The organism is Kitasatospora sp. NPDC088351, assembly GCF_040685575.1.
Classification (GTDB): domain Bacteria; phylum Actinomycetota; class Actinomycetes; order Streptomycetales; family Streptomycetaceae; genus Kitasatospora.
In genome coordinates this window covers 78023-103166 of the sequence record NZ_JBFBIL010000019.1, presented here as the reverse complement: position 1 = coordinate 103166, position 25144 = coordinate 78023, and the positions used below count along the sequence as shown (strand labels likewise).

At 73.8% G+C, this 25144-nt stretch carries 24 protein-coding genes; 14 read left to right on the top strand and 10 right to left on the bottom strand.

Features of this window, described 5'->3' with window-relative positions:
- Positions 1–130 precede the first annotated feature (130 nt).
- From AB0P06_RS16655 to AB0P06_RS16625, 7 genes are all read left to right on the top strand, one after another.
- Complete coding sequence (locus AB0P06_RS16655; RefSeq protein ID WP_363608000.1) at positions 131–499, top strand: ATP-binding protein; 369 nt, start codon at positions 131–133, stop codon at positions 497–499.
- On the top strand, positions 496–666 hold the full coding sequence (locus AB0P06_RS16650; protein ID WP_363607999.1) for a hypothetical protein: 171 nt from the start codon (positions 496–498) through the stop codon (positions 664–666). The genes AB0P06_RS16655 and AB0P06_RS16650 overlap by 4 nt, the downstream gene beginning before the upstream one ends.
- A gap of 23 nt (positions 667–689) precedes the next feature.
- Positions 690–1832 (top strand): cyclophane-forming radical SAM peptide maturase AmcB, encoded by a 1143-nt coding sequence (gene amcB / locus AB0P06_RS16645; RefSeq protein ID WP_363607998.1) that lies wholly within the window; start codon positions 690–692, stop codon positions 1830–1832.
- Positions 1829–1999 carry a multiple cyclophane-containing RiPP AmcA gene (gene amcA, locus AB0P06_RS16640; protein WP_363607997.1) on the top strand — a complete coding sequence of 57 codons (171 nt, stop codon included), beginning with the start codon at positions 1829–1831 and terminating at the stop codon, positions 1997–1999. The genes amcB and amcA overlap by 4 nt, the downstream gene beginning before the upstream one ends.
- Before the next feature lie 73 nt (positions 2000–2072).
- Entirely contained in the window at positions 2073–2759 is a 687-nt protein-coding gene (locus AB0P06_RS16635) for a pentapeptide repeat-containing protein (protein WP_363607996.1), read from the top strand.
- 22 nt (positions 2760–2781) lie between these two features.
- Positions 2782–3498, top strand: coding sequence for a hypothetical protein (locus AB0P06_RS16630; protein WP_363607995.1), 717 nt, complete (start codon positions 2782–2784; stop codon positions 3496–3498).
- A gap of 311 nt (positions 3499–3809) precedes the next feature.
- Complete coding sequence (locus tag AB0P06_RS16625; RefSeq protein WP_363608015.1) at positions 3810–4160, top strand: cupin domain-containing protein; 351 nt, start codon at positions 3810–3812, stop codon at positions 4158–4160.
- Between the two features lie 100 nt (positions 4161–4260).
- Here the strand turns inward: AB0P06_RS16625 and AB0P06_RS16620 are convergent, their stop codons facing one another.
- From AB0P06_RS16620 to AB0P06_RS16610, 3 genes are all read right to left on the bottom strand, one after another.
- Positions 4261–5589: an MFS transporter gene (locus tag AB0P06_RS16620; RefSeq protein WP_363607994.1), complete on the bottom strand. Its 1329-nt coding sequence runs from the start codon at positions 5587–5589 to the stop codon at positions 4261–4263.
- Positions 5590–5775: 186 nt separating this feature from the next.
- Complete coding sequence (locus AB0P06_RS16615) at positions 5776–6945, bottom strand: acyl-CoA dehydrogenase family protein (RefSeq protein ID WP_363607993.1); 1170 nt, start codon at positions 6943–6945, stop codon at positions 5776–5778.
- Between the two features lie 46 nt (positions 6946–6991).
- Positions 6992–8548 (bottom strand): long-chain fatty acid--CoA ligase, encoded by a 1557-nt coding sequence (locus tag AB0P06_RS16610; RefSeq protein WP_363607992.1) that lies wholly within the window; start codon positions 8546–8548, stop codon positions 6992–6994.
- Between the two features lie 109 nt (positions 8549–8657).
- Between AB0P06_RS16610 and AB0P06_RS16605 the strand changes: the two genes are divergently transcribed.
- From AB0P06_RS16605 to AB0P06_RS16595, 3 genes are all read left to right on the top strand, one after another.
- Complete coding sequence (locus AB0P06_RS16605) at positions 8658–9290, top strand: TetR/AcrR family transcriptional regulator (RefSeq protein ID WP_363607991.1); 633 nt, start codon at positions 8658–8660, stop codon at positions 9288–9290.
- 123 nt (positions 9291–9413) lie between these two features.
- Positions 9414–10601, top strand: a complete 1188-nt coding sequence (locus tag AB0P06_RS16600; RefSeq protein WP_363607990.1) for a serine hydrolase — start codon at positions 9414–9416, stop codon at positions 10599–10601.
- A gap of 186 nt (positions 10602–10787) precedes the next feature.
- Positions 10788–11315: an HAD domain-containing protein gene (locus AB0P06_RS16595; protein ID WP_363607989.1), complete on the top strand. Its 528-nt coding sequence runs from the start codon at positions 10788–10790 to the stop codon at positions 11313–11315.
- Positions 11316–11477: 162 nt separating this feature from the next.
- On the opposite strand, the gene cobC is transcribed toward AB0P06_RS16595, so the two are convergent.
- Together cobC and AB0P06_RS16585 are read right to left on the bottom strand one after the other, a co-directional pair.
- A complete protein-coding gene (gene cobC / locus AB0P06_RS16590; protein ID WP_363607988.1) occupies positions 11478–12524 on the bottom strand; it encodes an Rv2231c family pyridoxal phosphate-dependent protein CobC in 1047 nt (348 codons plus the stop codon).
- On the bottom strand, positions 12521–13747 hold the full coding sequence (locus AB0P06_RS16585) for a cobalamin biosynthesis protein (protein WP_363607987.1): 1227 nt from the start codon (positions 13745–13747) through the stop codon (positions 12521–12523). Before AB0P06_RS16585 ends, cobC begins: the two co-directional genes overlap by 4 nt.
- A 307-nt stretch (positions 13748–14054) precedes the next feature.
- Here AB0P06_RS16585 and AB0P06_RS16580 point away from each other — a divergent pair, with 307 nt between their 5' ends.
- The 4 genes from AB0P06_RS16580 to AB0P06_RS16565 all read left to right on the top strand — a co-directional run bounded on the left by AB0P06_RS16580 (position 14055) and on the right by AB0P06_RS16565 (position 18400).
- Positions 14055–15002 (top strand): alkaline phosphatase family protein, encoded by a 948-nt coding sequence (locus AB0P06_RS16580; RefSeq protein ID WP_363607986.1) that lies wholly within the window; start codon positions 14055–14057, stop codon positions 15000–15002.
- Positions 15003–15007: 5 nt separating this feature from the next.
- Positions 15008–16330, top strand: a complete 1323-nt coding sequence (locus AB0P06_RS16575; RefSeq protein WP_363607985.1) for an MFS transporter — start codon at positions 15008–15010, stop codon at positions 16328–16330.
- On the top strand, positions 16327–17361 hold the full coding sequence (locus tag AB0P06_RS16570) for a TolB-like translocation protein (RefSeq protein ID WP_363607984.1): 1035 nt from the start codon (positions 16327–16329) through the stop codon (positions 17359–17361). The genes AB0P06_RS16575 and AB0P06_RS16570 overlap by 4 nt, the downstream gene beginning before the upstream one ends.
- A gap of 208 nt (positions 17362–17569) precedes the next feature.
- A complete protein-coding gene (locus AB0P06_RS16565) occupies positions 17570–18400 on the top strand; it encodes a hypothetical protein (RefSeq protein ID WP_363607983.1) in 831 nt (276 codons plus the stop codon).
- A gap of 38 nt (positions 18401–18438) precedes the next feature.
- Here AB0P06_RS16565 and AB0P06_RS16560 read toward each other — a convergent pair whose 3' ends face one another.
- From AB0P06_RS16560 to AB0P06_RS16540, 5 genes are read right to left on the bottom strand one after another with little or no spacing between them, the layout of a single operon-like run.
- Entirely contained in the window at positions 18439–19818 is a 1380-nt protein-coding gene (locus tag AB0P06_RS16560) for a cobyrinate a,c-diamide synthase (protein WP_363607982.1), read from the bottom strand.
- Positions 19819–19828: 10 nt separating this feature from the next.
- Positions 19829–20434, bottom strand: coding sequence for a cob(I)yrinic acid a,c-diamide adenosyltransferase (cobO, locus tag AB0P06_RS16555; RefSeq protein WP_363607981.1), 606 nt, complete (start codon positions 20432–20434; stop codon positions 19829–19831).
- A 5-nt stretch (positions 20435–20439) separates the two neighbouring features.
- Positions 20440–22542 carry a putative cobaltochelatase gene (locus AB0P06_RS16550; protein WP_363607980.1) on the bottom strand — a complete coding sequence of 701 codons (2103 nt, stop codon included), beginning with the start codon at positions 22540–22542 and terminating at the stop codon, positions 20440–20442.
- The gene (locus tag AB0P06_RS16545) at positions 22539–24083 is read right to left on the bottom strand and encodes a cobyric acid synthase (protein WP_363607979.1); all 1545 of its coding nucleotides are present in this window, start codon (positions 24081–24083) and stop codon (positions 22539–22541) included. Before AB0P06_RS16545 ends, AB0P06_RS16550 begins: the two co-directional genes overlap by 4 nt.
- Positions 24080–25069 carry a cobalamin biosynthesis protein gene (locus AB0P06_RS16540; protein WP_363607978.1) on the bottom strand — a complete coding sequence of 330 codons (990 nt, stop codon included), beginning with the start codon at positions 25067–25069 and terminating at the stop codon, positions 24080–24082. Before AB0P06_RS16540 ends, AB0P06_RS16545 begins: the two co-directional genes overlap by 4 nt.
- Between the last annotated feature and the right edge of the window lie 75 nt (positions 25070–25144).

Here is a 25144-nt window from a genome sequence, read left to right as displayed (position 1 = left end):
CTGGCGCCGGCCAACCCTCATCCGCACCCTCAACCAGGAGTTCCGCCATGGCGTCACCGCTGGCATGCACCCGGGAGCCGAGCCGACGGCCGCCGCGACCACGGCCACCAGTGACACCGAGTCTGTCGGCGTGAACCTGCCCTACCGGGCCGAGTCCGTGTCGGCCGCCCGTCGGCCGGTGCGCGTGCAGCTGGCGGTCTGGGCCCTGGATCACCTGGTCGAAGATGCCCAGGTGATCGTCTCGGAGCTGGCGACCAACGCGGCCAAGACCGGCTGCCAGCTGCGGATGAGGGTCGAGATCGAGCGGCTCGACGAGAAGGCGGTCCAGATCCGTGTCACCGACGGCTGCCGTGTCCTGCCGGTCATGGTCGAGGCCGACAGCGGGGCTCTGGGCGGCCGGGGTATCGCCCTGGTCCACCACCTCACCGACGGTCACTGGGGAGCCGACCAGCTGCCGGACGGCAAGACGGTCCACGCGAAGCTGGGAGTGGCGGCATGAGTGCCCAGCACCGCGACCCCGACCGCGACCTGTTCGGCGACACCGTGAAGGCCCTGGTGGTCTCCGGCCACCTCATCGTGCTCGGCCTGCTCGGCTACCTGGTCGAGCACCAGCCGCTCAGACCTGCCAGCGCGCCGGACACCGATCCGGGCACCGAATCCCTCTGACATCCGAGCGAGGAGCCAGCACGATGCAGACCCTGGCCCGATACCGGCGCCGCATCGCCCGCCGCCCGAACATGGTGGTTGTACAGCCCGACGGCTTCTGCAACCTCAACTGCACCTACTGCTACCTGCCCGACCGCGACAAGCGCACGCCGATGCCCGTCGCGGTCGCCGAGGCGGTGGCCCGCTCGGTCGCCGAGTTCGCCGACACCGCCTCGCCGGAGTCGGTCGAGATCATCTGGCATGCCGGTGAGCCGCTGGCGATCGGCCGCCGGCGCTTCGCCGAGCTGCTGGCGCCCTTCGAACCGCTGCGGCAGGCCGGCCTGGTCGAGCACTCGGTGCAGACCAACGCCGTCCTGCTCAACCCCGCCTGGTGCGAGTTCCTGACCGAGTACGGGTTCCGGGTCGGGGTGAGCATCGACGGTCCGGCAGCCCTCAACCGGCAGCGGGTCGACTGGGCCGGGCGGCCCGCGTTCGACCGGATCATGAAGGGGATCGGCTGCCTGCGCGAGCACGACGTTCGGTTCTCGGCAATCGCGGTCGTCAGCGCGGAGAGCATCAGCGACCCCGAGGGTCTGCTGGACTTCATGGCCGGCCTCGGCTGCCACAGCGTGGGCCTGAACATGGAGGAGACGGAGGGCGTCAACACCGATCGCCTGGTGCCCGCTGTCGAACAGGCCCGCGAGTTCTGGCACCGCACCATCGCCTGGTCCCGGCAGCACAAGGAGCTGACCATCCGGGAGGTCGACCGCCTCGGCGGCTACCTGCGAGCCGCCCGCTCCGGCGCACAGGCAACCGGGGACGGGCTGCTGATCGATCCCATACCGACCGTCTCCTCCGCTGGGGACGTCGTCCTGCTCTCGCCCGAGCTCGCCGGGATCAAAGACCCGGCCTACGAGGACTTCCGGGCCGGGAACGTCCTGGAGCTGAGCATCGGCTCCATGCTGGACCGCGCGCACGACCTGCGGTACGTGCGCGAGTTCCTGACCGGCCTGGACGAGTGCGAGGCCACCTGCGAGTTCTTCGGCTTCTGCCGGGGAGCGCAGGCCGGCAATCGCTACTTCGAGAACGGCCGCCTGGACACCACCGAAACGAACTACTGCCGCGTGTCCAGGCAGGCCCTCATCACCGCACTGTCCGATACCGTCCGAGAGGAGCAAACCGCATGACCCTGCTCGAACTGCTGGCCAGCACCGACGCCCCGGTGATCGCCGACCTCACCGCCGGCACCCTGGCCGACAGCGCGGTCGCCAAGTTCGACAACCGGCCGACCTGGGACAACCCCACACCCAAGTTCGACAACCGGCCGACCTGGGACAACAAGGCCAGCAAGTAGCACCACCTGAACCACCCGGGCCCGCACCACACGGTGCGGGCCCGGCCCCGAACCGAGAGAGCGGAGCAAGACAGTGGACAGCACCTTCGGCCGCGTCACCGTGACCCTGCCCAGCCTGAACGAGCCCGGCCTCTACCTGTCCAACGTCAGCACGCTCGACTCCGCGCGGGGCATCGTCCAGGGCTTCCAGTACGGCGACGCCGACCTGCGGGACCTGGACCTCACCGACACCAGCCTCATCACCGGCCGCGTCACCGGGCTGCGGGCCGACCGCGTCCAGCTCGACAAAGTCCGCCTGGACTCCGTCGAGTTCGACACCTGCGACCTCGCCACCGCCCGGATCAGCGACACCAAGCTGTCCCGCGTCGTCTTCCGCAACTGCAAGATCATGGGAGCCAACCTCACCGGCGTGACCCTGGACAACGTGCTCTTCGAGAACTGCAAGCTCGACTACGCGAGCTTCGAGCAGGTGCGGGCTACCGGGCCGGTCGCCTTCTCCAAGTGCGTACTGACCGAGGCCGTGTTCACCGGCTGCGACCTCAGCCGCACGGTCATCGACGAGTGCACGCTGCGGCTGGCCGAGTTCGGCCGCGGCAAGTACCAAGACCTCGACCTGCGCGGCAACGACCTGACCACGGTCCGGGGCGTCGCCAACCTCGGCAAGGTCATCATCGACCGGGCCCAGCAGTCCGAGCTCGCCGAAGCCCTGATCGCAGAGCTGGACGTAACCTTCGGCGACACCCTGAACGAGCGCCGGTGACCCGAACCGGGAGGAGCCCGGATTGAACCTCGCCATAGCCCACACCGACCCTGCCGCCCTCATCGCCCGGTGCGAGACCACTGGGGTCCGCATCGCCGGGGGCGAGCCGGAGTACGAACCGGGGGCCGTCCTTCCGGCTGGCCCCTGGCAGCCCCTGACCGCCGACCTGGCCACGCGACTCAGGCCGACCGCCTCAACCGCCGACAACACGCTGGTGGAGCTGGTCAAGCTCCCCGGCGGCGCGGCGCCCGCGAGCCTGGCGGCTCTGGCCGATCCGCTCGGCGATCCGGACGCCGTCCACCTCGGCCAGGCCGCCAGCCCCGCCAAGGCCCTGACCACCACCCCCAACTACCAGGACGGCCGCCGCATCGGGCTGCACCTCGACAACTGGGACAAGCTGGACTACCAGTCCAAGCACACCGGCCGACGGCGCCTGTGCTTCAACCTCGGCCCCGGCACCCGCTACCTCCTGCTCGCCGACCTCGACATCCGCACCATCTGCCGCACCCTGTACCGCGACCCCGCCAGCCGCTACCCGCACACCGATGACCTGCGGGCGTACGCCGCCGGCCACCAGCCCCTGCGGATCTTCCGCATCCGCCTCGAACCGGGCGAGGGTTACATCGCCCCCACCGAACTGCTGCCCCACGACGGCTCCACCGAGGATCAGCCCGAGCCGTCCACTGCCGCGTTCTGGCTCGGCCACTGGCCGCGCCGCATCCTCCCCTCCCTGGTCTGATCCGACTCAACCGGACTGTCCTACCGGTCGGGAGCAGTGTCCTCTGCGCAGGTCACCGTGTTGCGATAAGTGGCCCGTGCAGGACACCGGTCCGAATCAATCCGGCAATGAGTAAGACGTATGAAAATTGGCCAATTTCTGATTTCTTGTCAGTCGCATATAGGAAGCAGAGAGAATTGCCGGTCGACGAACCGGTGAGCCGGCGGCCGCGCCTCCTGACAGGGTGGGTGCGGCCCGGGCGGAGGGGGTCGTGATCATGCAACACGCTGAACTTGACAGAGAACGACGCGGGCACCGCCCAGACCGGCGGCATGCGCCGCTTCGCCGCCGTCCGCGGTGCGAGCGTCGGCGCCGAACGCCTCTGGATGGGGCAGACCCATGTCGCCCCCGCCACCTCCTCCGGCGACCACCACCACGGCGACTCCGAGACGGCGATCTACGTGGTCAGCGGTCGGCCCGAGTTCGTCTTCCTGCGGGAGGACGGCGCGGAGGAGCGGATCCGCACCGCTCCCGGCGACTACGTCTTCATCCCGCCCTTCGTCCCCCACCGGGAGGAGAACCCGGACGGGGAGGAGGAGGCCGTGGTCGTCATCGCCCGCTCCACCCAGGAGGCGATCGTGGTCAACCTGCCCGCCCTGTACCTCCACCGGCCGCAGGGGTAGCGCTCCGCCGCCCGGCGGAGTGCTACCCCTGGCGCGGCGGCGAGGGCCGTCCACCAGACCTCCCGCCTACGAGCCGGCCCTCCGGCGGGACCTCGATTCGTCATGGACTCCCGGGTGTGTCCAGTTCCAGGCGCCGGGCGTCGCGTTCGGGGCGGATGGCGATGAGGGCGAGTGTTCCCGCCACCGTCATCACGAGGCCGGCGATGAGGAATGCGGTGCGGTAGCCCGAGGCGGGATCGTCCGCGGTGTCGAGGAGGCGGCCGGTGAGGAAGGGCGCGAGGAGGCCGGGGAGGGTGCCGGTGGCGGCGACGATACCGAAGAGGGCGCCTCGCTGGGCGGTGGGGACGACCTCGGCGGCGGTCATGTAGTGCAGGGGGATCGCGATGGCGACGGTGCCGAAGGCGAGCGCGATCAGGAGCAGGCGGGGAAGGGCGGCGTCGGCGAGCGGGAGGGCGGCCATCGCGCAGCCTGCCACGCAGACCGCGCTGCCCTGAGCGGCGCCGCTCGACCAACGGCTCGACACGCCACGGGACTTGAGCGCGTCCATGAGCGGGGAGACGGCCAGCAGCAGAACGAGGCTGAAGGCGGAGACGGCGCTGATGGTGGTGGCGGCGGCCTTCGGGCTCATCCCGAGTTCGGTTCGGAGGTAGGCGGGAAGCCATGACTGGCTGAGGGAGAGGGCCCACGCGGCACCGAAGGCACTGGAGATGCTGCCCAGCACGGTGCCGGTGGTCAGCAACCGGCGGTAGGGGAGCCTGGCCCCCGGCGTGCCACCCGTGACAGGAGTGGTGCGGGCGTGGTCGAACGGGCCGTCGTGGCCCACCCGCCACCAGAGCAGGCCCCAGATCGCGCTGACGACGGCGAGCGCGGCGAAGGCCGCCCGCCAGCCGAATCCGGTGATGACCCAGGTGAGGACGGGCGCCGCGATGAGCGTGCCGAGGGCCGCACCGCCGATCTGCAGGGCCGAGGGCAGGCCGCGGCGGTTCGGGGGAAACCACTTGTACAGCGCGTGCATGGACATGGACGCGGCGGGGCCCTCCGCGGCGCCGAGGAGGGCGCGGCCGGCGATCAGCGCGGGCACGGTGGCGGCGAGCAGGACGGGCAGCTGTGCGACGGCCCACAGCATGGTCATGGCGAACAGGAGCGTTCGGCTGGATATCCGGGTGGAGAGGAAGCCGACGACGAGGCCGGAGAGGCTGAAGAGCAGGGAGAAGGAGCTGGAGACCAGGCCGTAGGTGCTGTTGTCGATGTGCAGCTCGTCCATGATCGGGAGGGCGGCGAGACCCAGGACGGACTTGTCGGCGAAGTTGATGACCATGAAGGTCACGATCATGGCGGTGATCAGCCAGGCGCGGCGGCGGTCGTACGGGGGATCGGTGGCCACGGCGTCGGTCCGGCCGAGCGGGGGAGCGGTGGGGTGGGGTGCCATGGGTGACTCCTGCGGGTGGGGGTGGAGCAGGGGGTCGTGATGCCGACGGGCCACCGTGGTCGGGCCGGGCGGCCCCGGACAGTGAGGGGGCAGAGTTCCGGGGAGGCGGGCTTGCGTGTGTCGGGGCCGCCGGGCGTACGGGTGTACGCCCGGCGGCCTCTGCTTCCCGGGGTGGGGAGTGCCCGGTCAGACAAGTGCCTTGACGATGGCGTTCTTGTGGATCTCGGTGGTTCCGGTGACGATCCGGAACATCCGCAGGGTGCGGAAGATCTGCTCGACCTCGTGACCGCGGGTCAGACCGGCCTTGCCGTGGATCTGGACGGCCTGGTCCGCGACGCGGAAGCACGCCTCGGAGGTGAACAGCTTGCACATGTTGGCCTCCACCGCGATGTTCGCGCCGAGGTCGGCGCGGGCGGCGGTGGCCGTGACCATGGAGCGGGCCGCGTAGATGTCGGTGGCCATCTCGGCGAGCTTGTGCTGGATGGCCTGGAGCGCGAGCAGCGGTTGCCCGAACGCGACCCGGCTCTTGGAGTGGGCCACGGAGAGGTCCCAGGCGCGCCGGGCGGCGCCGATCAGCGAGGGGCAGTGGAGCAGCCGGTTGAGGGTGATGCGACCGATGCCGATGCGCAGGCCCTGGCCGATCTCGCCGAGCAGGTTGGCCGCCGGGACGCGGCAGTCCTCGAGGAGCAGGTCTCCTTCCATCTGCTGGCCGGACATGGGGACTTCTCCGTCGAGGACCTGGCAGCCGGGGCTGTCGAGGTCGACCAGGAAGGCGCTGTACGCCTCGTCCGTGCCGGCCATGCGGGCGACGACGATCGCGAAGTCGGCGAAGGGGGCGGCGGAGCTGAAGACCTTGTGCCCGTTGAGGACGTAGCTGTCGCCGTCGGGGACGGCCGTGGTGGTCATGCGCCGCACGTCGGAGCCGGCGTCCTGCTCGGTGAGGGAGAAGCAGCAGGCGCGTTCGCCGCGGATCACCGGCAGGAGGTAGCGCTCCAGCTGGTATTCGGTGGCGTACTTCACGATGGCGCCCACCCGCAGCGGCCCGCCCAGGTCTCCGAGGACGGAGTGCGACAGGGCGGCTCCGGAGGCGGTCAGTTCCTCCTTCAGGGCGCACAGTTCGGTGAAGCCCAGGCCCTGGCCGCCGAGTTCGGGCGGCAGGCTGATGCCGTAGAAGCCGAGTTCGCCGCTGCGCTTCCAGACGCGTTCGAGGGTGGCGCGGTCGAGCCTGCTCTCGGGGGTGATGCCGTGCTCGCGTTCGTAGGGGATGAGTTCGTCGGCGAGGTAGCCGCGTAGCCGGACGACGAGGTCCTGGAGGCGGGGGTTGTCCTCGTAGGAGGGTTCGAGGGTGTAGGGCATGGGTGCGGTTCCTGTTCCTGGGGGTGCGTCAGGCGGGCTCGGAGGGTCAGTGGACGCGGCGCTCGGCGCCCGCCCAGTACGGCTCGCGGATCGCGCGGCGGTCGATCTTGCCGTTGGGGTTGTGGGGCAGGGCCGCGACGAAGTCGACGGAGCGGGGCTTCTTCATGCGGGCCAGCCGTTCGGCACAGAACCCGACGAGCTGCGTCTCGGTGAGCACGGCGCCGGCGCGGGGGACGACCACGGCCTTGACGGCCTCGCCCCACCGGTCGTCCGGGACGCCGACGACGGCGGCCTCGTAGACGTCCGGGTGCTGGTGAAGGACGGATTCCACCTCGACGGCGTAGATGTTGAACCCGCCGGAGATGATCATGTCCTTCTTGCGGTCGACGATGAAGACGTAGCCGTCGGACCGGCGGCGGGCGAGGTCTCCGGTGAGGAACCAGCCGTCGCGGAAGGATTCGGCGGTCAGCGCCGGCTCGTTGTGGTAGCCGGGGACGACATCGGGGCCGCGGACGGCGATCTCGCCGATCCCGCCGTCGGGCACCTGCGCGCCCGCCTCGTCGACGATCCGGACGTCGGCCTCGGCGAGCGGGCGCCCGCAGGACAGGAGCAGTTCCTCGTCCTCGCCGTCGATCGCCCGCCGATGGTCCTCGGTGGAGAGGAACAGGACCCCGGAGGTGGTCTCCCCGCAGCCGTATCCCTGGGAGAGCACGGGCCCGAACAGGTCCCAGGCGGCGCGGATGCGGGCCGGTGACATGGGCGCGGCGCCGTAGATCAGCTGACGCAGGCTGGAGAGGTCGTAGTCGCGGGCGTTCGGGAGCGCGAGCACCGTGTTGACCATGGTCGGTACGACGAAGGCGTGGGTGGCGCGCTCCCGCTGGACGGTGGCGAGGAACTCCTCGGCGTCCCAGCGCGGCAGGACGACCGCGCAGCCGCCGGCGAAGAAGACGCCCATCAGCGGCATGCCGGAGGCGTGGGTCACGGGGCCGGCGAGGATCTGCCGCTCTCCCGGGCCGATCCGGGTGTCCGCGTTCATCACCGACTTGCGCATCAGCGCCAGCCGGTTGCCGTACGTCTGGACCGCCGCCTTGAGCCGGCCCGTGGAGCCGGAGGTGAAGTGCAGGACGGCGATGTCCCTCTCGTCGCAGTCGACGTCGACGGCCCCACCGGCGGCGTCGGCCAGCGTGTCCGCGTAGCCCGGGCCCAGATCGCCGGGACCGTCGTAGCCGAGGACGGTCTTCACCTCCGTGCCGGGCACCGCCGCGCGGGCCGTGTCCAGATGGCCGGCGTCGGTGAGCAGGACCCGGGCTTCGGACTCGCGGAGCAGATGGGCCACTTCGGCGTCGCCGAGGCGCGCGTTGACAGGTGCGCGGGCCAGTCCGGCCTTGTACAGCGCCACTTCGGTGACGACGAGTTCGGCACGATTGGCCGCGAGCGTCGCGACCCGGTCACCCCTGTTCAGCCCCAGCTCGCGCAGCGCGGTCGCGAGCCGGTCGCTGTGGTCGTCGAGTTCCGCGTAGGTCAGCCGGACAGGCCCGCAGACCACGGCTTCGGCGTCGGGGTGATGGCCGGCCGCCCGGCGCACGTATCGCCCGAGATTCATCGCACCTCCACAGAAATTCCGAACTCTTTGTTCGGTAACTAGTTTGGTGTCCGGCAACCTAAGGGCAGCGTTAGGGTCGGGTCAACGGTCCGGACCAGAAGGAAACGATGTGGACATGAAGCCAGCGGGAGACCGCCGCGTTCGCCGGACACGCGCCGCGTTGCGCCGAGCCCTGGTGGAACTCGCCCTGGAGAAGGGGTTCCAGGCGATCACGGTCGAGGAGATCACCGAGCGCGCGGACGTCGGCCGCGCCACCTTCTACGCGCACTGCCGGGACAAGGAGGACCTGCTCGTCGGCATCGTCCGCGACCTCGCCGAAGACCGCGAGCGCCTCCTGCCGGCGGTCCGGCAGGCGCACGCCCAGGGCTTCACCGGACTGCCGGTGAAGTACATCTTCGAGCACGCCGCGCAGGAACGGCCGGTCTACCAGGTGATCCTGCGGGGGGAGGGCGACGGGCGGGCGCTGCGCGAGTTCACCGAGCTCATCCGTGCGCACGCCGAGGCCGCGTTCCGTGAGCGGGTCGCACAGCTCGGAGTGACGCCGCGGATCCCGCTCGACCTCGTCGCGCGGGCCTGGACCGGCGAGCTCATCGGCGTGCTGGCCTGGTGGGTGGAGAGCGACACCGGCTACAGCGCCGCCGACATCACCGCCCACCTGCGCGACCTGTCCGTCTACGGGCGGGTGTGGGCCACGGGGCTGGCGCCCTCGGATGCTCCGGGGGCCCTGGACCTGGTGCCGTAGGGCCCGCTCATCTCACCGCACCCTTCCGTCTCTCACCGCACCCTGCCGTTCCTGGCCGATTTACCAGACACGATGTACGGTAACGAGCCCGGAAGGCACGCATGAGAAGAGCGGAGCTGCCGCATGCCCGTCATGCCCCCACTGTCCGACCTCTCCTGGGCCCGCGGATTCACGGACCCGTCCTGGGCCCGCCGCCATACGACGTCCGGCCGGGAGACCGTTCCCAGCCGTGGTGTCTGGCGGGGCCGAGGCCCGGCCCGGGACCTGCCCGGCGCACCGTCCGGCGCGCTCGACGGTCTCGCCTTCGCCGGGCCGCAGGGCCGTACGCTGACACTCGCGCGGCTGCTCGCCGAGGCCGAGACCGACGCCCTGCTCGTCCTGCACCGGGGCAGCGTCGTCCACGAGCAGTACCTGCACGGCTACGAGCCCCACGTACCCCACTTCAACGCCTCGGCCGCCAAGTCCTACCTGGGCCTGCTGGCGGCCGTCCTCGTCCACGAAGGACGGCTCGACCGCGACGCCGAGGTCTCGACGTACGTCCCCGAACTCGCCGGCACCGCCTTCGGCGACGCCACGGTCGACCACCTGCTCCACATGGGCACCCGGATGAGCTACGCGGGGCGACCCTACGACAAGGCGCTGGAGGCCCAGCGCTACTTCGCCGTCCTGGCACCCCAGCTGCGGCCCTTCGGCTACAGCGGACCGGCCACCATCCGCGAACACCTCGCGACGGCCCGGGCGACCGGCGAACCCGGCACCGGCTTCCGCTACGAGAACGGCAACGTCGAAGCCCTCGCCGAAGTCCTGCGCCGCGTCACCGGCACCACCACCTCGGCGCACCTGTCCGACACGATCTGGACCCGGATCGGCGCCGAGGAGGACGCCTACTACATCCTCGACGCCGAGGGGAACGAGTCCGCCTGCGGCGGATTCAGCGCCACCGCGCGCGACGTGGCCAGGCTCGGCGAGATGATCCGCTGCGGCGGCGCCGTCGGCGACCGCCAGGTCATTCCCGAGGCCGTCGCGTCAACCATCGTGTCGGGCGTCCCGGACGGCTGTCCCCGCCGGGTCCGCTTCCCCGCCGCACCCCCCGACGCGCCGGCCACCCTCTCCTACCACGACCTGTGGTGGATCCCCAACGACCCGTACGGCTCCTTCATGGCGAGCGGCATCCACGGCCAGCGGCTCTTCATCTCCCCCGCACTCGACCTGGTCATCGTCCACTACGCCTCCCAGGTCGTCTCCCCGGCCGTCCCCCAGGTCCCCCTCGTCCAGGCGTTCCTGACGATCGGAATCCACCTGAACTCCTAGGGTCCAACGGTGCGTTCGGTCCCGACCGCTCGGCGGTCGGGACCTTCGAGCCGCTCCGGAACACCGGCCACCTCGCGGCACCGGGCCGCCCGCAGGAACCGGTCGCCCGGCCGGAGGCCCACCGGACGAAGCGGCAGCCGGAAAACGGGTGGCCGGAGGCGGGGCGGCGGGGTCAGGATGCGGGGCATGCCGCCACCACTGCTCCTCCTCGACGTCGACGGTCCGCTGAATCCGTATGCCGCGAAGCCGCACAAGCGGCCGGAGGGGTACCTCACCCACCGGGTGAAGCCGGATTTCTGGGTGTCCCGGTTCCCGCGCGGGCCCGCCGAGTACGTGCGGCCGTTGCGGTTGTGGCTCAACCCGGTGCACGGGCCGGAGCTGCTCGCGCTGCCGTACGAGCTGGTCTGGGCCACCACCTGGATGGACGAGGCGAATGCCTGGATCGCACCGCTGCTCGGGCTGCCGCAGCTGCCGTTCGTGGACTGGCCGGAGCCGCACCGGGAGGATCCGGACGGGCTGCACTGGAAGACCAGATGCCTCGTCGCCCGGGCGGCCGGGCGGCCGTTCGCCTGGGTGGACGACGAGTTGGGGCCGCAGGACACCGCGTGGACAGCGGCCCACCACCCGGGCCGCGCCCTCACCCTCCGCATCGATCCCAGACTCGGCCTGCGGGAGGGCGACTTCGCGACGCTGAAGGAGTGGGCGGCGGTATGAGGGTGGGGGGACACCCGCGGGCCGCTGCCGCGCAGCACGGCCGCGCCGCGGGTGCTCGCCGAGCGGAACCGGCTGGTGCCGCCGGAGGGCATGGCGCCGATGCCCCGCGCCGGTGTCTGTGCGCGAGTGGTGGCCGCCGGGCGGGTGGCGGTGGGGGCGCGGTCAGTCTGTGCTGAGGACGCCGGCCAGGGCGGTGAGGAACCGGTCGGTCGTCTCCTCGTCCCGGACGGCGATGCGCAGCCAGTCCGGGCCGAGGCCGGGGAAGGTGTCGCCCCTGCGGACGGCGAAGCCGGCGTCCCGCAGGCGCTCGCGGACGACGGCCGCGCCGGGCAGCCGGATCAGCACGAAGGAGGCGGCCGGCTCGCCGTGCACCCGGACGGACGGGAACGCGGCGAGCCCCTTCAGCAGGTGGTCCCGGTGGACGCCCAGTTCGGCGGCGGCCCGCTCGGCCTCGGCGAGGGCGGCGGGGGCACTGCACACCTCGGCGGCGGCCAGGGCGGGGGTGGAGACCGGCCAGAGCGGCTGGGCGGCGCCGAGGGCGGCGATCAGCGGCGCCGGGCCGAGGGCGTAGCCGATCCGCAGGCCGGCCAGGCCCCAGGTCTTGGTGAGGCTGCGCAGGACGACCACCTGGCCGGGCAGGTCCCGGACGGCGGCGAGGGATTCGCGCTCGCCGGGCACGGTGTCCATGAACGCCTCGTCCACCACCAGGGTCCGGCCGGGCCGGGCGAGGGCGGCGACGGCGGCGGCCGGGTGCAGGACGGAGGTCGGGTTGGTCGGGTTGCCGAGCACGACCAGGTCCGCGGTGGGAGGCACGGATCCCAGCCGGAAGCCGTCCGAGGGGGCGAGCAGCACCCGGTCCACCTCGTGCCCGGCGTCCCGCAGCGCCGCCTCGGGCTCGGTGAACTGCGGGTGCACCACGACGATATGACGTGCCGCCAGGACGCGGGCCAGCAGCACGAACGCCTCCGCCGCGCCCGAGGTCAGCAGCACCTCCTCCACCGGCCGGCCGTGCCGGGCGGCGACGGCGGCCCGGGCGGCGGTCTGGTCGGGGTAGGCGGCGAGACCTCCGAGGGTCGCCGCGAGGTGCTCGCGCAGCCACGACGGGGGCGTGCCGGTCCGGACGTTGACGGCGAGGTCGACCAGACCGAGCCCGTCGGCGCGCACCTCGGCGTCGCCGTGGTGGCGGAGGTCGGGCCCAGCGGTGGTCATGAGAGGTCTCCTACGGGGGGAACGGGGGGAGGGGGCGGAAGGGGCAGACCGGGGACGCGGTGCAGCTCGTACGGCCCGGGCGGCGGCGCGTACGAGGCGCCGTCCCCGAGCGCGACCAGGGCGACGGCCTGCCGCTGCGAGGCGAGTGCGACGGCGAGCTCCGCACAGCCGTCCGGGACGGCGGACCGCCGTGTTCCCGGCCGCAGCAGTCCGGCGATCCGCTCGACCGCGCCGGGTTCGCCGACCACCACCGTCGCGCGCCGCAGCTCCGCCAGGGCACGGGGGACGAGCAGGTCGTGCTCCCCGGGGCCCAGGCCGACGACGGCGAGCCGGCCGCGCACCGCGGCGCGGGCCACCGCGACCGTCGCCGTCGCCGACTTGCGTTTGGCGACGACGAGCTCGCCACCCGGCGCACTCGCCAGCGCGGCGGCCTCCGCCACGCTCATGGTGCCGACCGCGCTGCCGACGGCGGCGGACGGGTTCGGCACCGCGACGGCCGCGAGCGTGTCGGCCGGGTGCTCGTCCACCGGCAGGCCCATCCGGGCGGAGGCCCAGCGGACGGCGGGGTGGTCGCCCTTGCCGTCCAGGGTCGCGAGCCGGGCGACGGAGCGGCTGGACAGTCCGGCCTCCAGCAGCGTCCGGCGGATGAGCCGGGCCACCTCCGGGGGTTCGGTCGCCTGGCGGGCGCCGATCCCGATGACCAGGTCTCTGCGGCGCGGGAGGGGCGGCAGGCCGCCGGGGCGGGCCGGGAGCGCGGTGGGGCGGCCGGGTGCTTCCGTCGCGTCGGCGAGCGGGTCGGCCGCGGGCCCGTCGGTGACCACCGGCCAGATGCCGAGGACGGCCGCCACCTCCCCGGCCAGCTCGTCGGCGCCCCCGTCGCTGCCCGCGCCCCCGTCGGCCGCCGCACCCCCGTCAGCGCCTCCGCCCGCTCCCCCGGGACCCCCGGTCAGCGAGACGGTGAAGCGGCGTTCGAGATCGACGCAGACCACGGCGGGCCGCTCCGACAGGCCGGGGGCCGCGTCGAGGAGCAGTCGCACGACGAGACCGACGGGCGCGAAGCAGACCAGTCTCCGGCAGCCGCCCAGCGCGAGGTCAAGGATCTCCCGAGGGTCCCCGTCCGCGTCGCGCCCGGCCGGGACGACCACGCTGCCGTCCGGCCAGGCCGCGTGCAGCTCCTCGGCGAGCGGGCGGCCCGCCGCGGTCACGGCGACCAGACCGATCACGTTCCGCTCCCTAGCGCGACGGGCTTGACGGGCTTGACGGGCTTCGCGGGACGCCCCGCGAGAGGCCCCGCGAGGCCCCGGGACAAAGCCGCGCAGAGGAGGCGGCGCCCGTGGAATCCCACCACGGCGGCGACGGACGGGTCAATCGGGACGGCTGTGACAGCCACCGCGGACGGCATCGCCGTGTTCGTCTGTTCTTCACCTTCCTTGTGCGGTACACGACACCGCCGCGCTCCTACTGTTTGCGGCGCTCCAACCCCGGAAATCCCGAACCCGGAAGTCCCGACGCACGGAGGACGACACCACCATGCCCTTCGCACGATTCCGCGCCACCGAGAAGACCACCGAAGAGACCGCCGAACGAGCCACCGAAGGAACCGCCGAGGCGGCCCCCCGCCGCACGCTCACCGCCCTCGTGGCCGGCCTCGGCCTGGTCGCCGGCTCGCTCGGCCTCTGGGCGGCCACCGGCAGCACCGCGCAGGCCGCCACCCTGCCCGCGCCCGACCACGTGGTGGTCGTCGTCCTGGAGAACCACGCCTACTCGCAGGTCGTCGGCAGCTCCAGCGCGCCGTACATCAACGGCACCCTCAAGGCGGGCGGGGCCACCCTCACCCAGTCCTACGGGCTCACCCACCCCAGCGAGCCCAACTACTACATGCTGTTCTCCGGCGCCACCCAGGGCCGTACGGACGACAGCTGCGTGCCGGTCGGCTCGCTCTCCGCCCCCAACCTGGGCTCCGAGCTGATCGCCGCCGGCCAGACCTGGGCCAGCTACAACGAGGGCCTGCCGAGCCAGGGTTCGACCACCTGCAGCAGCGGCAACTACGCCCAGAAGCACAACCCGTGGTTCGGCTTCAACAACGTGCCGACCAGCAGCGCGTACACCTTCGCGCAGTTCCCGGCCGACTACACCACGCTGCCGAAGGTCTCCTTCGTCGTGCCCGACCTCTGCAACGACATGCACGACTGCTCGGTCTCCACCGGCGACACCTGGGTCAAGAACAAGCTCGGCGCGTACGCGGCCTGGGCCCAGAGCCACAACAGCCTCCTCGTGCTCACCTTCGACGAGGACAACAAGCTCTCCGGCAACCGCATCCCGACCCTCTTCTACGGCGCGCACGTCACGCCCGGCAGCACCACCGCCACCACCTACAACCACTACAACGTGCTGCGCACCCTGGAGGACCTCGTCGGGCTGAGCAGCCACGCGGGCAACGCCGCCTCCGCCGCCACCATCACCGGCATCTGGAACTGACGCCCGTGTACGTCGCGGAATCCCGCAGTTCCAAGGCCCCCTCCGCCCCGGCCGACCGGCCGGGGCGGAGGGGGGCCGCCGCCGTGCCCGGCACCGTGCTGGTCCTGGGCACCGTCAGCCTGGTCACCGACGTCTCCTCCGAGATGGTCAGCGCCGTCCTGCCGCTCTACCTGCTCACCGGGCTCGGCCTCTCCCCGCTCGGCTTCGGCCTGCTGGACGGCATCCAGAACGGGTTCAGCGCGCTGGTCCGGCTGGCCGGCGGCCATCTCGCCGACCGGCGCGGCGCGGACGGCGCGGCCCGGCACAAGGCGGTCGCGGCGGTCGGCTACGGCCTGTCGGCGCTCTGCAAACCGCTGCTGCTGCTCGTCCACACCGTGCCGCTGATCGGTGCCGTGCTCGCCGTCGACCGCACCGGCAAGGGTCTGCGCACCGCGCCCCGGGACGCGATGATCTCGCTGGCGACCCAACCCGAGCACCGGGGGCGGGCGTTCGGCGTCCACCGGGCGATGGACACGGCGGGCGCGCTGCTCGGACCGCTCACCGCGTTCCTGGTGCTGCGCCTCGCCGGCGGCCCGCTGCTCGCCGACGGCGGCGAACGGCACGGCTACGACGCGGTGTTCGCGGTCAGTGCCTGTGTGGCGGTGCTCGGGGTGCTGGTCCTGCTGCTGTTCGTGCCGAATCGGCAGCAGGCTGACGCAGCGTCAACTACCGCTCCCTCGCTGCGTGAAGGCCTCGCCCTGCTGCGGAGGCCCGCGCTGCGCCGGCTGGCGCTCTGCGCGGTGCTGCTCGGGCTGACCACCGTCAGTGACTCCTTCCTCTATCTGCTGGTGCAGCGCAGGCTAGGCCTCGCCACCGACCTCTTCCCGCTGCTGCCGCTCGGCACGGCCGCCGCCTTCCTGCTGCTCGCCGTCCCGCTCGGGGCGCTCGCCGACCGGATCGGCCGCCGCCGGCTCTTCCTGGCCGGGCACGGCCTCCTGCTGCTCGCGTACGGGCTGCTGCTCTCGCCGCTGGACGGGCTGCCCGCGGTGCTCGGCGTGCTGGTGCTGCACGGCGCGTTCTACGCGGCGACCGACGGTGTGCTCGCCGCCGCCGCGGCCGACGCGGTGCCGGCCGAACAGCGTGGCGCCGGGCTCGCCCTGGTCGGCACCGGGCAGGCGCTCGCCCGGTTCGCCTGCTCGCTGGTGTTCGGTGCCCTGTGGAGCGCGGTGGGCGGCACCGCCGCGCTGGCCTGGTCGGCGGTCGCGCTGGCCGGGTGCGTGCTCGGGGCGGCCTTCGTGCTCCGTGACGCCCGGCCCGGCGCCGGATCCGACTCCGAGGTGCTCTCATGACCCGACTCCCCGGCCGTACCAGGGTGCTGATCCTGCTGGTGGCCGTCCTGCTGCTCGGCGCGGTCGGCACCGGCGCCGTGCTGTACGCCGCCGACCGCTCGGCCCGCCGGGACCAGGCGCAGCCCGGCGGGCCGGTCGTCACCACCGGCCCGGTCTCGCTCGGCCGACCCTCCGACGGACGGCAGCTGGTGTTCCGCAACCTCGCCTGGGGGCCGCACCGCGACGAGCTCGCCACCGTCCCCGCCGACCACCCCGACGGCCCGCGCACCGCCTCCGGCGTCCAGTGCCTGCGCTTCTACGCGGCGGCCGGGACGGGCGTCTGCCTCCAGGCCGAGCGCGGGACGCTGCAGGACAGCTACCGGGCCGTCCTGCTCGACGACCACCTGCGCGAACTCCGCTCCTTCCCGGCCGCCGGCATCCCGACCCGTTCCCGGGTCTCACCCTCCGGCCACCTCGCCGCCTGGACGGTCTTCGTCAGCGGGGACTCCTACGCGGGTACCGACTTCTCCACCCGGACCTCGATCGTCGACGTCCGCGACGGGAACCTCCGGGACAACCTGGAGACCTTCGACGTGATCAAGGACGGCCACCCGTACCAGGCGCACGACGTCAACATCTGGGGGGTCACCTTCGCCGACGACGACCTCTTCTACGCCACCCTGGCCACCGGCGGCCAGACCTACCTCGTCCGCGGCGACCTCGCCGCCCGCCGCCTCACCACCCTCCACCAGAACGTCGAGTGCCCCTCGCTCTCCCCGGACGGCACCCGGATCGCGTACAAGCGGCGCGTCCCCGGCCTGCCCGAGGACGCGCCCTGGCGGCTCTACGTGCTCGACCTCGCCACCATGACCGAGACCGCCACCGCCGAGCAGCGCAGCATCGACGACCAGGCGGTCTGGTCGGACGCCTCGACCCTGCTCTACGCGCTTCCCGGCGACTTCGGGGCGGATCTGTGGACCGTTCCGGCGGACGGAACCGGGCAGTCCCGGCGGGTGCTCGAAGCGGCGGTGGCTCCGGCCTACCCCGGCTGACCGGGCCGATCGGTACGACCCGGAACTTCGAGCGGCCGGTCCACGTCGAGCACTGCGAGAGCGATGCGAGAACATGGCGGCCGGGCCGACGGCACGGTGAGTGCCTCGGGCGTGCCGACAGGGCGGGGGATCGGGAGCGGTGAAGGAAGCGGAACGGCCGGGCGGAGCGCGCACGGGCGGGCTGTCGGGAGGGGCGCCGGGCGAGCGGATGCCCAGCGACTCCTGGCCGGCGCTGCACGGGCGCCCGGTGCTGCGGCGCACGGTCGCGGTGGGGCTGGTGCTCTGCGTGGCGGTCGCGGCGGCGCTGATGGTCCGGGGCGTCAACGCGCTGACGCTCGGCCGGGAGACGCCCGAGACCGACCGCGACCGCGCCGAACTGCTGGCCGGTCTGCATCCGTCCCAGCACCCGGGCGCGGGGCCGTACTACGTGCCCGTCGGGGCGGTGTACACGCGCACCGCGGACGGCGTTCCGGTGGCCTATCTGCACTACCGGCTCGGCGGCGGCCGGAACGTCGGGGTCGGCGACTTCCTGCGGACCTACGACCTGCCCGCCCCCGGCCCCAGCGCGCCGCTGCCGCCCGACCTGGCGGAGGCCCTCGGCGGCGACGAACCGGCCGAGGCGCCGGAACTGCCGGAGCCGCGGACCGACCTGCCGTCGTCCGCCCCCGACGCCCCGCCGGACCCGGCGCCCACGGCGGCGGTACCGGCGGCCGCGCCCGGCAGCGCGTCCGACACCGGGCCCGTCGTCTCCCCGGCCCCGCCCGGCCTCCAGGCCGAGGGCGCGGGCCCGAGTGAGTGCGCGGGCGAGGACGGCGACGGGAGCGGGGACGAGGAGACGGAGCCGTGCGGGGCGACGGAGACCCCCGCCCCGGCCACGCCCGAGCCCGAGCCCGTCCCGGCTCCGACCGCGACTCCCGCCCCGACCCCCACCCCGGCACCCCCGGACGCCCGCCCGACCACCGGCCGCCGGATCTACGTCGCCACCGTCCCCGGAGGCCTGCCGGGCGCCGCCGACATCTACGTCCGCGCCACCGGCTGAGGGGCGGCCGGGATCCGGCCCGCCCGCCCCGGCGGGGTTCAGCCCGCCCGGTGCGCGGCGGCCGCCGCCGTGAACGAGGCGGCCAGCTGTGGCGATCCGGCCCAGTGCAGGTGCAGGTAGGAGGCGTGCACCTGGCCCGCCCCCGTACCCGGGCCCGCGAAGCCCTCGGTGCGCGGGCCGGCCGGCAGCCGCCAGCCCCAGGCCGGCCGCTCGCCCGCGCCGGGCTCGCAGACCGTGCGGTGGAACTCGTGCCCCCGTACCCGGGTGCCGGCCGGGCCGAGCGGCGAGTCGTGCAGCGCCACCGCCTCCCGGTAGCCGAGGGTGAGCCGCTCGGTCATCCGGGCCGCGGTGTCCAGCACGCCGCACATCGGCAGGCCGTCCAGCTCCCGTCCCAGGTACAGCAGTCCGGCGCACTCGGCGGCGATCGGCGCACCCGAGGCGGCGAACGCGGCGATCGCCCCGCGCAGCGTGGTGTTGCCGCTCAGCTCGCGGACGTACAGCTCGGGGAAGCCGCCGCCGATCACCAGCCCCGCCGTGCCCTCGGGCAGCGCGTCGGCGTGCAGCGGGTCGAACGGCACCACCTCGGCGCCGGCGGCGGTCAGCAGTTCGGCGTTCTCGGCGTACGAGAAGGAGAACGCGGCGCCACCGGCCACCGCGATCCGGGGCGTGCCGGGCACCGGCGCCACCTCGGCGGCCGGGTCCCACGGCGCGTCGTCCAGCGGGGGAGCGGTCCGGGCCAGTGCCAGCACCGCGTCCAGATCGACCGACCGGCCGATCAGTTCGCCCATGTCCGCGACGGCCCGCAGGGCCTCGGCCGAGCGCTCCACGGCCGGGATCAGGCCGAGGTGGCGGGACGGCGTGGCGACCGCCGCCGAGCGGCGCACCGCGCCCAGCACGGGCACGCCGGAGCCCTCCTCCAGGGCCTCGCGCAGCAGGTGCTCGTGCCGGTCGGAGGCGACCCGGTTGAGGATCACCCCGGCGAGGCGGACCTCCGGGTCCCAGGAGGCGAAGCCGTGCACCAGCGCGGCCACCGAGCGGGACTGCGAGGAGGCGTCGACCACCAGCACCACGGGCGCCCGCAGCAGCTTGGCGACGTGCGCGGTGGACGCCAGCTCCCCGCGCCCGGAGGCCCCGTCGAAGAGCCCCATCACGCCCTCGACCACCGCCACGTCCGCCCCGGCCGCGCCGTGCAGGAAGAGCGGCGCGATCCGCTCCGGCCCGCACATGAAGGCGTCCAGGTTGCGGCCCGGGCGGCCGGCGGCCAGGCCGTGGTAGCCCGGGTCGATGTAGTCCGGGCCCACCTTGTGCGGCGAGACCGCCAGCCCACGGGCGGCGAGCGCCGCGATCAGGCCGGTGGCGACGGTGGTCTTGCCCGAGCCGGAGGACGGCGCGGCGACGACGAGACGGGGAATGTTCACGTACCTGCGACTACCACTCGATACCGCGCTGGCCCTTGCGGCCGGCGTCCATGGGGTGCTTGACCTTGGTCATCTCGGTGACCAGGTCGGCGACTTCGGTCAGCGCCTCGGGCGCGTACCGGCCGGTGATGACCACGTGCTGGCTGCCCGGGCGGTCCCTCAGCACCGTCAGCACCTCGTCCACGTCGATCCAGCCCCAGTGCATCGGGTAGGTGAACTCGTCCAGCACGTAGAAGCGGTAGGTCTCGGCGGCCAGGTCGCGCTTGACCTGCTCCCAGCCCTCCTTGGCCGCCGCCTCGCTGTCCATCTCCATCTCGGCGGAGCGCTGCACCCAGGACCAGCCCTCGCCCATCTTGTGCCAGGCCACCGTGCCGCCCTCGCCGGAGGCGCCGAGGACGCGCAGCGCGTTCTCCTCGCCGACCTTCCACTTGGCGGACTTGACGAACTGGAACACCCCGACCGGCCAGCCCTGGTTCCAGGCCCGCAGCGCCATGCCGAACGCGGCCGTGGACTTGCCCTTGCCGGGGCCGGTGTGCACGGCGGTGATCGGCAGCGTACGGCGCTGACGGGTCGTCAGGCCGTCGTCGGGGACGTTCTCGGGCACTCCCTTGGGCATGGGGTTCAGGCCGCCTTTCGCATCGTGGTTGCACGGTTGTCGCGGACGAGCGAGGCCACGCCTTCGGCCCGCAGCTCGTCCAAGGTAACGGCGGAGGCGCCGAGCCGGGCGGCCAGCGTCCGGGCGAGGCCGAGCCGGACGGGGCCGGTCTCGCAGTCCAGCACCACGCTCGCCACGCCCTGGGCGGCGAACAGGGCGGCCGCGCGGTGGGACTGCGCGACGGCGTCCCGGGCGCCGGTGGCACGGCCGTCGGTCACCACGACCAGCAGCGGACGGCGGTCGGGGTCGCGCATCCGCTCCACCCGCAGCACCTCGTGCGCGCGCAGCAGCCCGGCCGCCAGCGGGGTGCGTCCGCCGGTGGGCAGCGACTCCAGCCGGGCGGCGCCGACCTCGACCGAGGAGGTGGGGGGCAGCGCCAGCTCGGCGGACGCGCCCCGGAAGGTGATCATGCCGATCTTGTCGCGCCGCTGGTAGGCGTCCATCAGCAGCGAGAGCACGGCGCCCTTGACGGCGGTCATCCGCTGCCGGGCCGCCATCGAGCCGGAGGCGTCCACCAGGAACAGCACCAGGTTGGACTCCCGGCCCTGGCGGACCTGTTCGCGGAAGTCGTCCTTGTGCAGAACCAGCGCGCGGGACGCCCGCCCGCGCGCCGCCTGGTGCGGCGCGGCGGCCTGCAGGGTGGCGCTCAGGTGCAGCCGGGCCAGCCGCCCCTGCGGGCGCCGGGCGCGGATGGTGTGGCCGCCGTCGGTCTCGGCGGGGGAGCGGCGGCCCTGGGCCCCGCGCCCGGTGCCGTCCACCTTGAACAGCCTGGTCCGGTACGGCTCCCCGGCGGCCACCGGCGCGGACTCGCGCGCGGGGGCGGGGTGCTGTGCGGGCACGGGCGCCTGCTCGGGCGTCTGCTCCGGGGCCGGTCCGGGTTCGGGGGCGGGGGCCTCGGCGCCGGGTGCGTCCGGGCCGGTCGGCCCGGTCGGCTCGGGTGCGCCGCCACCGCCGTCGGGGCCGCCCCCGTCCGGACCGCCGTCCGGGTCGGGTCCGTCGCCCTCGGGGCCGCCCTCGGGCCCGTCCTCCGGCTGCGACGCGGGCTCGGGCTCCGGGTCGGCGTGCTCCTCCAGGGTCCGGTCGAGCTGCTCCTCGTCCAGGCCGGGCGCGTCGAACGGGTTGCGCCGGCGGCGGTGCGGCAGGGCCAGCCGGGCGGCCTTGCGGACGTCCTCCTCCAGCACCTCCGTCCGGCCCGCCCAGGCGGCCAGCGCGACGGCGGTACGGGCCATCACGATGTCCGCCCGCAGCCCGTCCACCTCGAACGCCGCGCAGACGGCGGTGATCTGACGCAGCGCCACATCGGCCAGTTCGACCTTGGGCAGCAACTCCCGTGCGGTGGTGATCCGTTCGGCGAGCGCCCGCTCGTCCTCGGCGAACCGGGCGGCGAACCCGGCCGGGTCGGCGTCGTACGCCAGGCGGCGGCGGACCACCTCGGCGCGCTCCGCCGGGTCGCGGGTGGCGGCGATCTCCACGGTCAGGCCGAACCGGTCGAGCAGCTGCGGGCGCAGCTCGCCCTCCTCCGGGTTCATCGTGCCGACCAGCAGGAACCGGGCCGCGTGCCGCACCGAGACGCCCTCGCGCTCCACGTAGGAGCGGCCCATCGCGGCGGCGTCCAGCAGCAGGTCCACCACGTGGTCCTGGAGCAGGTTGACCTCGTCGATGTAGAGCACGCCCCGGTGCGCCCGCGCCAGCAGCCCCGGCTCGTACGCCTTGACGCCCTCGGCGAGCGCCCGTTCGAGGTCCAGCGAGCCGACGATCCGGTCCTCGGAGACGCCGACCGGCAGCTCGACCAGCTGGGCCGGACGGCCGGAGGCCGTGGCGCCGGCGTGCGCGCCGTCCGGGCACTGCGGGTCGGGCGCGGCCGGGTCGCAGGCGAAGCGGCAGCCGTCGACGGTGGCGATGGACGGCAGCAGGCCGGCCAGCGCGCGCACCATGGTCGACTTGGCGGTGCCCTTCTCGCCGCGCACCAGCACGCCGCCGACGGCCGGGGAGACCGCGTTGAGCAGCAGTCCGAGCCGCAGGTCGGCCATACCGACGATCGCGGTGAAGGGGTAGCGGACGTCACTCATGCCTTGTCGGCCTCCTCAGGCGCTCCGGGCGGCAGGAACGGCAGCGACCCCGCGGCCGGCACCCCGCCCTCGATCAGCTTCCACAGCGCGTCGGTGTCCGCGTGCTCCTCGATCAGGTCCCCCAGCCGGTCCAGCCGGGCCTCGCGCGCCGCGGCGAACGAGGTGTCCGGCGCGGGAGCGAACGCCCGGCCGGCCAACTCGGCGGTCTCGCACAGCAGTTCGCGACGGAACCCGTCGTTCTCCAGTGCGCCGTGCCAGGTCGTGCCCCAGACCGCGCCCACCCGGCAGCCGTCCAGAGCGCGGCCCCGGCCGTCGGAGAAGAAGGGGTCTCCCCCCTCGACGGCCACCACACCGTGATGGATCTCGTACCCCTCGACCCGCTGCCCGTACGCCTCGCCGACCGGACGGCCGAGCACCTTCGCGGCCCCGAACCGGACACGCGTCGGCAGCAGCCCGAGCCCGGCCACCTCGCCGGCCCCGGACTCGACCTCGTCCACGATGCCGCGCGCCAGCATCTGGTAGCCGCCGCAGACACCGAGAACCGGCCGCCCGGCGGCGGCCCGTGCCTTCAGGGCCGGCTCCAGACCACGTTCGCGCAGCCAGGCCAGGTCGGCGACGGTGGCCCGGGTGCCGGGCAGGATCACCAGGTCGGCGTCGGCCAGCTCCTCGGGCCGGGTGGCCCAGCGGACCAGCACCCCGGGCTCCTGCGCCAGCGCGTCCACGTCGGTGAAGTTGGACAGCCTCGGGAAGCGCACCACGGCCACCCGCAGCACGTCCGCGCCGACCGGCCCGCGGCCCTCGGCGCGGTCCACCACGGTGGACAGGTCCAGCGAGTCCTCGGCGTCCAGCCAGAGCCCGGGCAGCATCGGCAGGGTGCCGAGCACCGGGCGGCCGGTCAGCCGGTCCAGCATCTCCAGCCCGGGCGCCAGCAGCCGGGCGTCGCCCCGGAACTTGTTGACGAACCAGCCCGTCACATGGCGCTGGTCCTCGGCGGACAGCAGCGCCAGCGTCCCGTACATGGCGGCGAACACCCCGCCGCGGTCGATGTCCCCGACCACCACCACCGGCAGCCCGGCGGCGGTGGCCAGACCCATGTTGGCGATGTCCCGGTCGCGCAGATTGATCTCGGCGGGCGACCCGGCCCCCTCGCAGACCACCACGTCGTAGCGGCTGCGCAGGTCCGCCAGGCACTCCAGGGCCCGCTCCAGCAGCACCGGCTTGCGCTCGCGGTAGTCCAGCGCGCCCACCTCGGCGACCGGGCGGCCGAGCAGCACGACCTGGCTGCGGCCGTCCGCGCCCGGCTTGAGCAGCACCGGGTTCATCGCCGCCTCGGGCTCCACCCGGGCCGCCTGCGCCTGCATCGCCTGGGCGCGGCCGATCTCGGCGCCGCCGGCGGTGACGAAGGAGTTCAGCGACATGTTCTGCGCCTTGAACGGCGCCACCCGGACACCCTGCCGGGCCAGCCAGCGGCAGATGCCCGCGGTGACCACGGTCTTGCCGGCGTCCGAGGTCGTCCCGGCGACCAGCAGTGCGTTGCTCATGCGCTCCTCCTCTTCTTCCGTCCCAGGACGGTCCGGCTTCCTGTGGCGGCCCGGACCGCCGCGTGCCCGGCGACGGCCGTGCCCAGGGCCAGCAGGCCCACCCGGCGGGAGAGCCGGCAGGCCCGCTCGATGTCGTCCACCGTCACCGGCCGCAGCTCGCCGCCCAGCACCGGCCGGTGCTCCACCCGCTCCCCGTACGCGAGGGTGCCGCCCAGCCGCACGCCGACCGCGCCCGCGAACGCGGACTCGGCCTGGCCCGCGTTGGGGCTCGGGTGCGCGGAGCCGTCCCGGCGCCAGATCCGCCAGGCCGTCCGGGGTTCGGGCGCGGCGGCCACGGTGAGCAGCGCGGTCAGCCGGGCGCCCGGCCAGCCCGCTACGTCGTCCAGCCGGGCCGAGGCCCAGCCGAACCGGGCGTAGCGCGGCGAGCGGTGGCCGACCATCGCGTCCAGCGTGTTGACGGCGCGGAACGCCAGCAGCCCGGGCGTGCCCGCGAGCGCGCCCCAGACCAGGGCGTTCACCACGGCGTCGGCGGTGTTCTCGGCGACCGACTCGACCACCGCGCGGGCGATCTGCTGTTCGTCCAGCGCGCTCGGGTCGCGCCCGCACAGATGCGGCAGCCGTTCCCGGGCCGCCGTCAGATCGCCCGCGGCGAGCGAGCGGCCGATGGTCCTGGCCTCCCGGGTGAGCGAGGTGCCGCCGAGCACCGTCCAGGTCGCGGCGGCGGTCAGCGCGGCGCGGCCGAGCGGCCGCCGGCCCAGGGCGCGTTCGGCGGCCACCGCCCCGGCCGCGACGGTGCCCACGCAGAGCGCGGTGTAGGCGGTGCCGGCGGCGCGGTCGTCGCGCCAGAGCGTCTTCTCCAGCCGGCCCGCCGCGCTGCCGAAGGCGGCCACCGGGTGGCCGCGCCGGGGATCGGCGAAGCGGGCGTCGGCGAGATGTCCCGCGACGGCGCCCAGCGCGAAGGCGGCCGCGCGGGTCAGCGGGCGCACGGCGAAGGGCGGCAGAGGGGGCGGGTGGTCGGGGCAGCCTGCATCGCGTGCGTGTCCTCACTCAGGGTCCGCGCC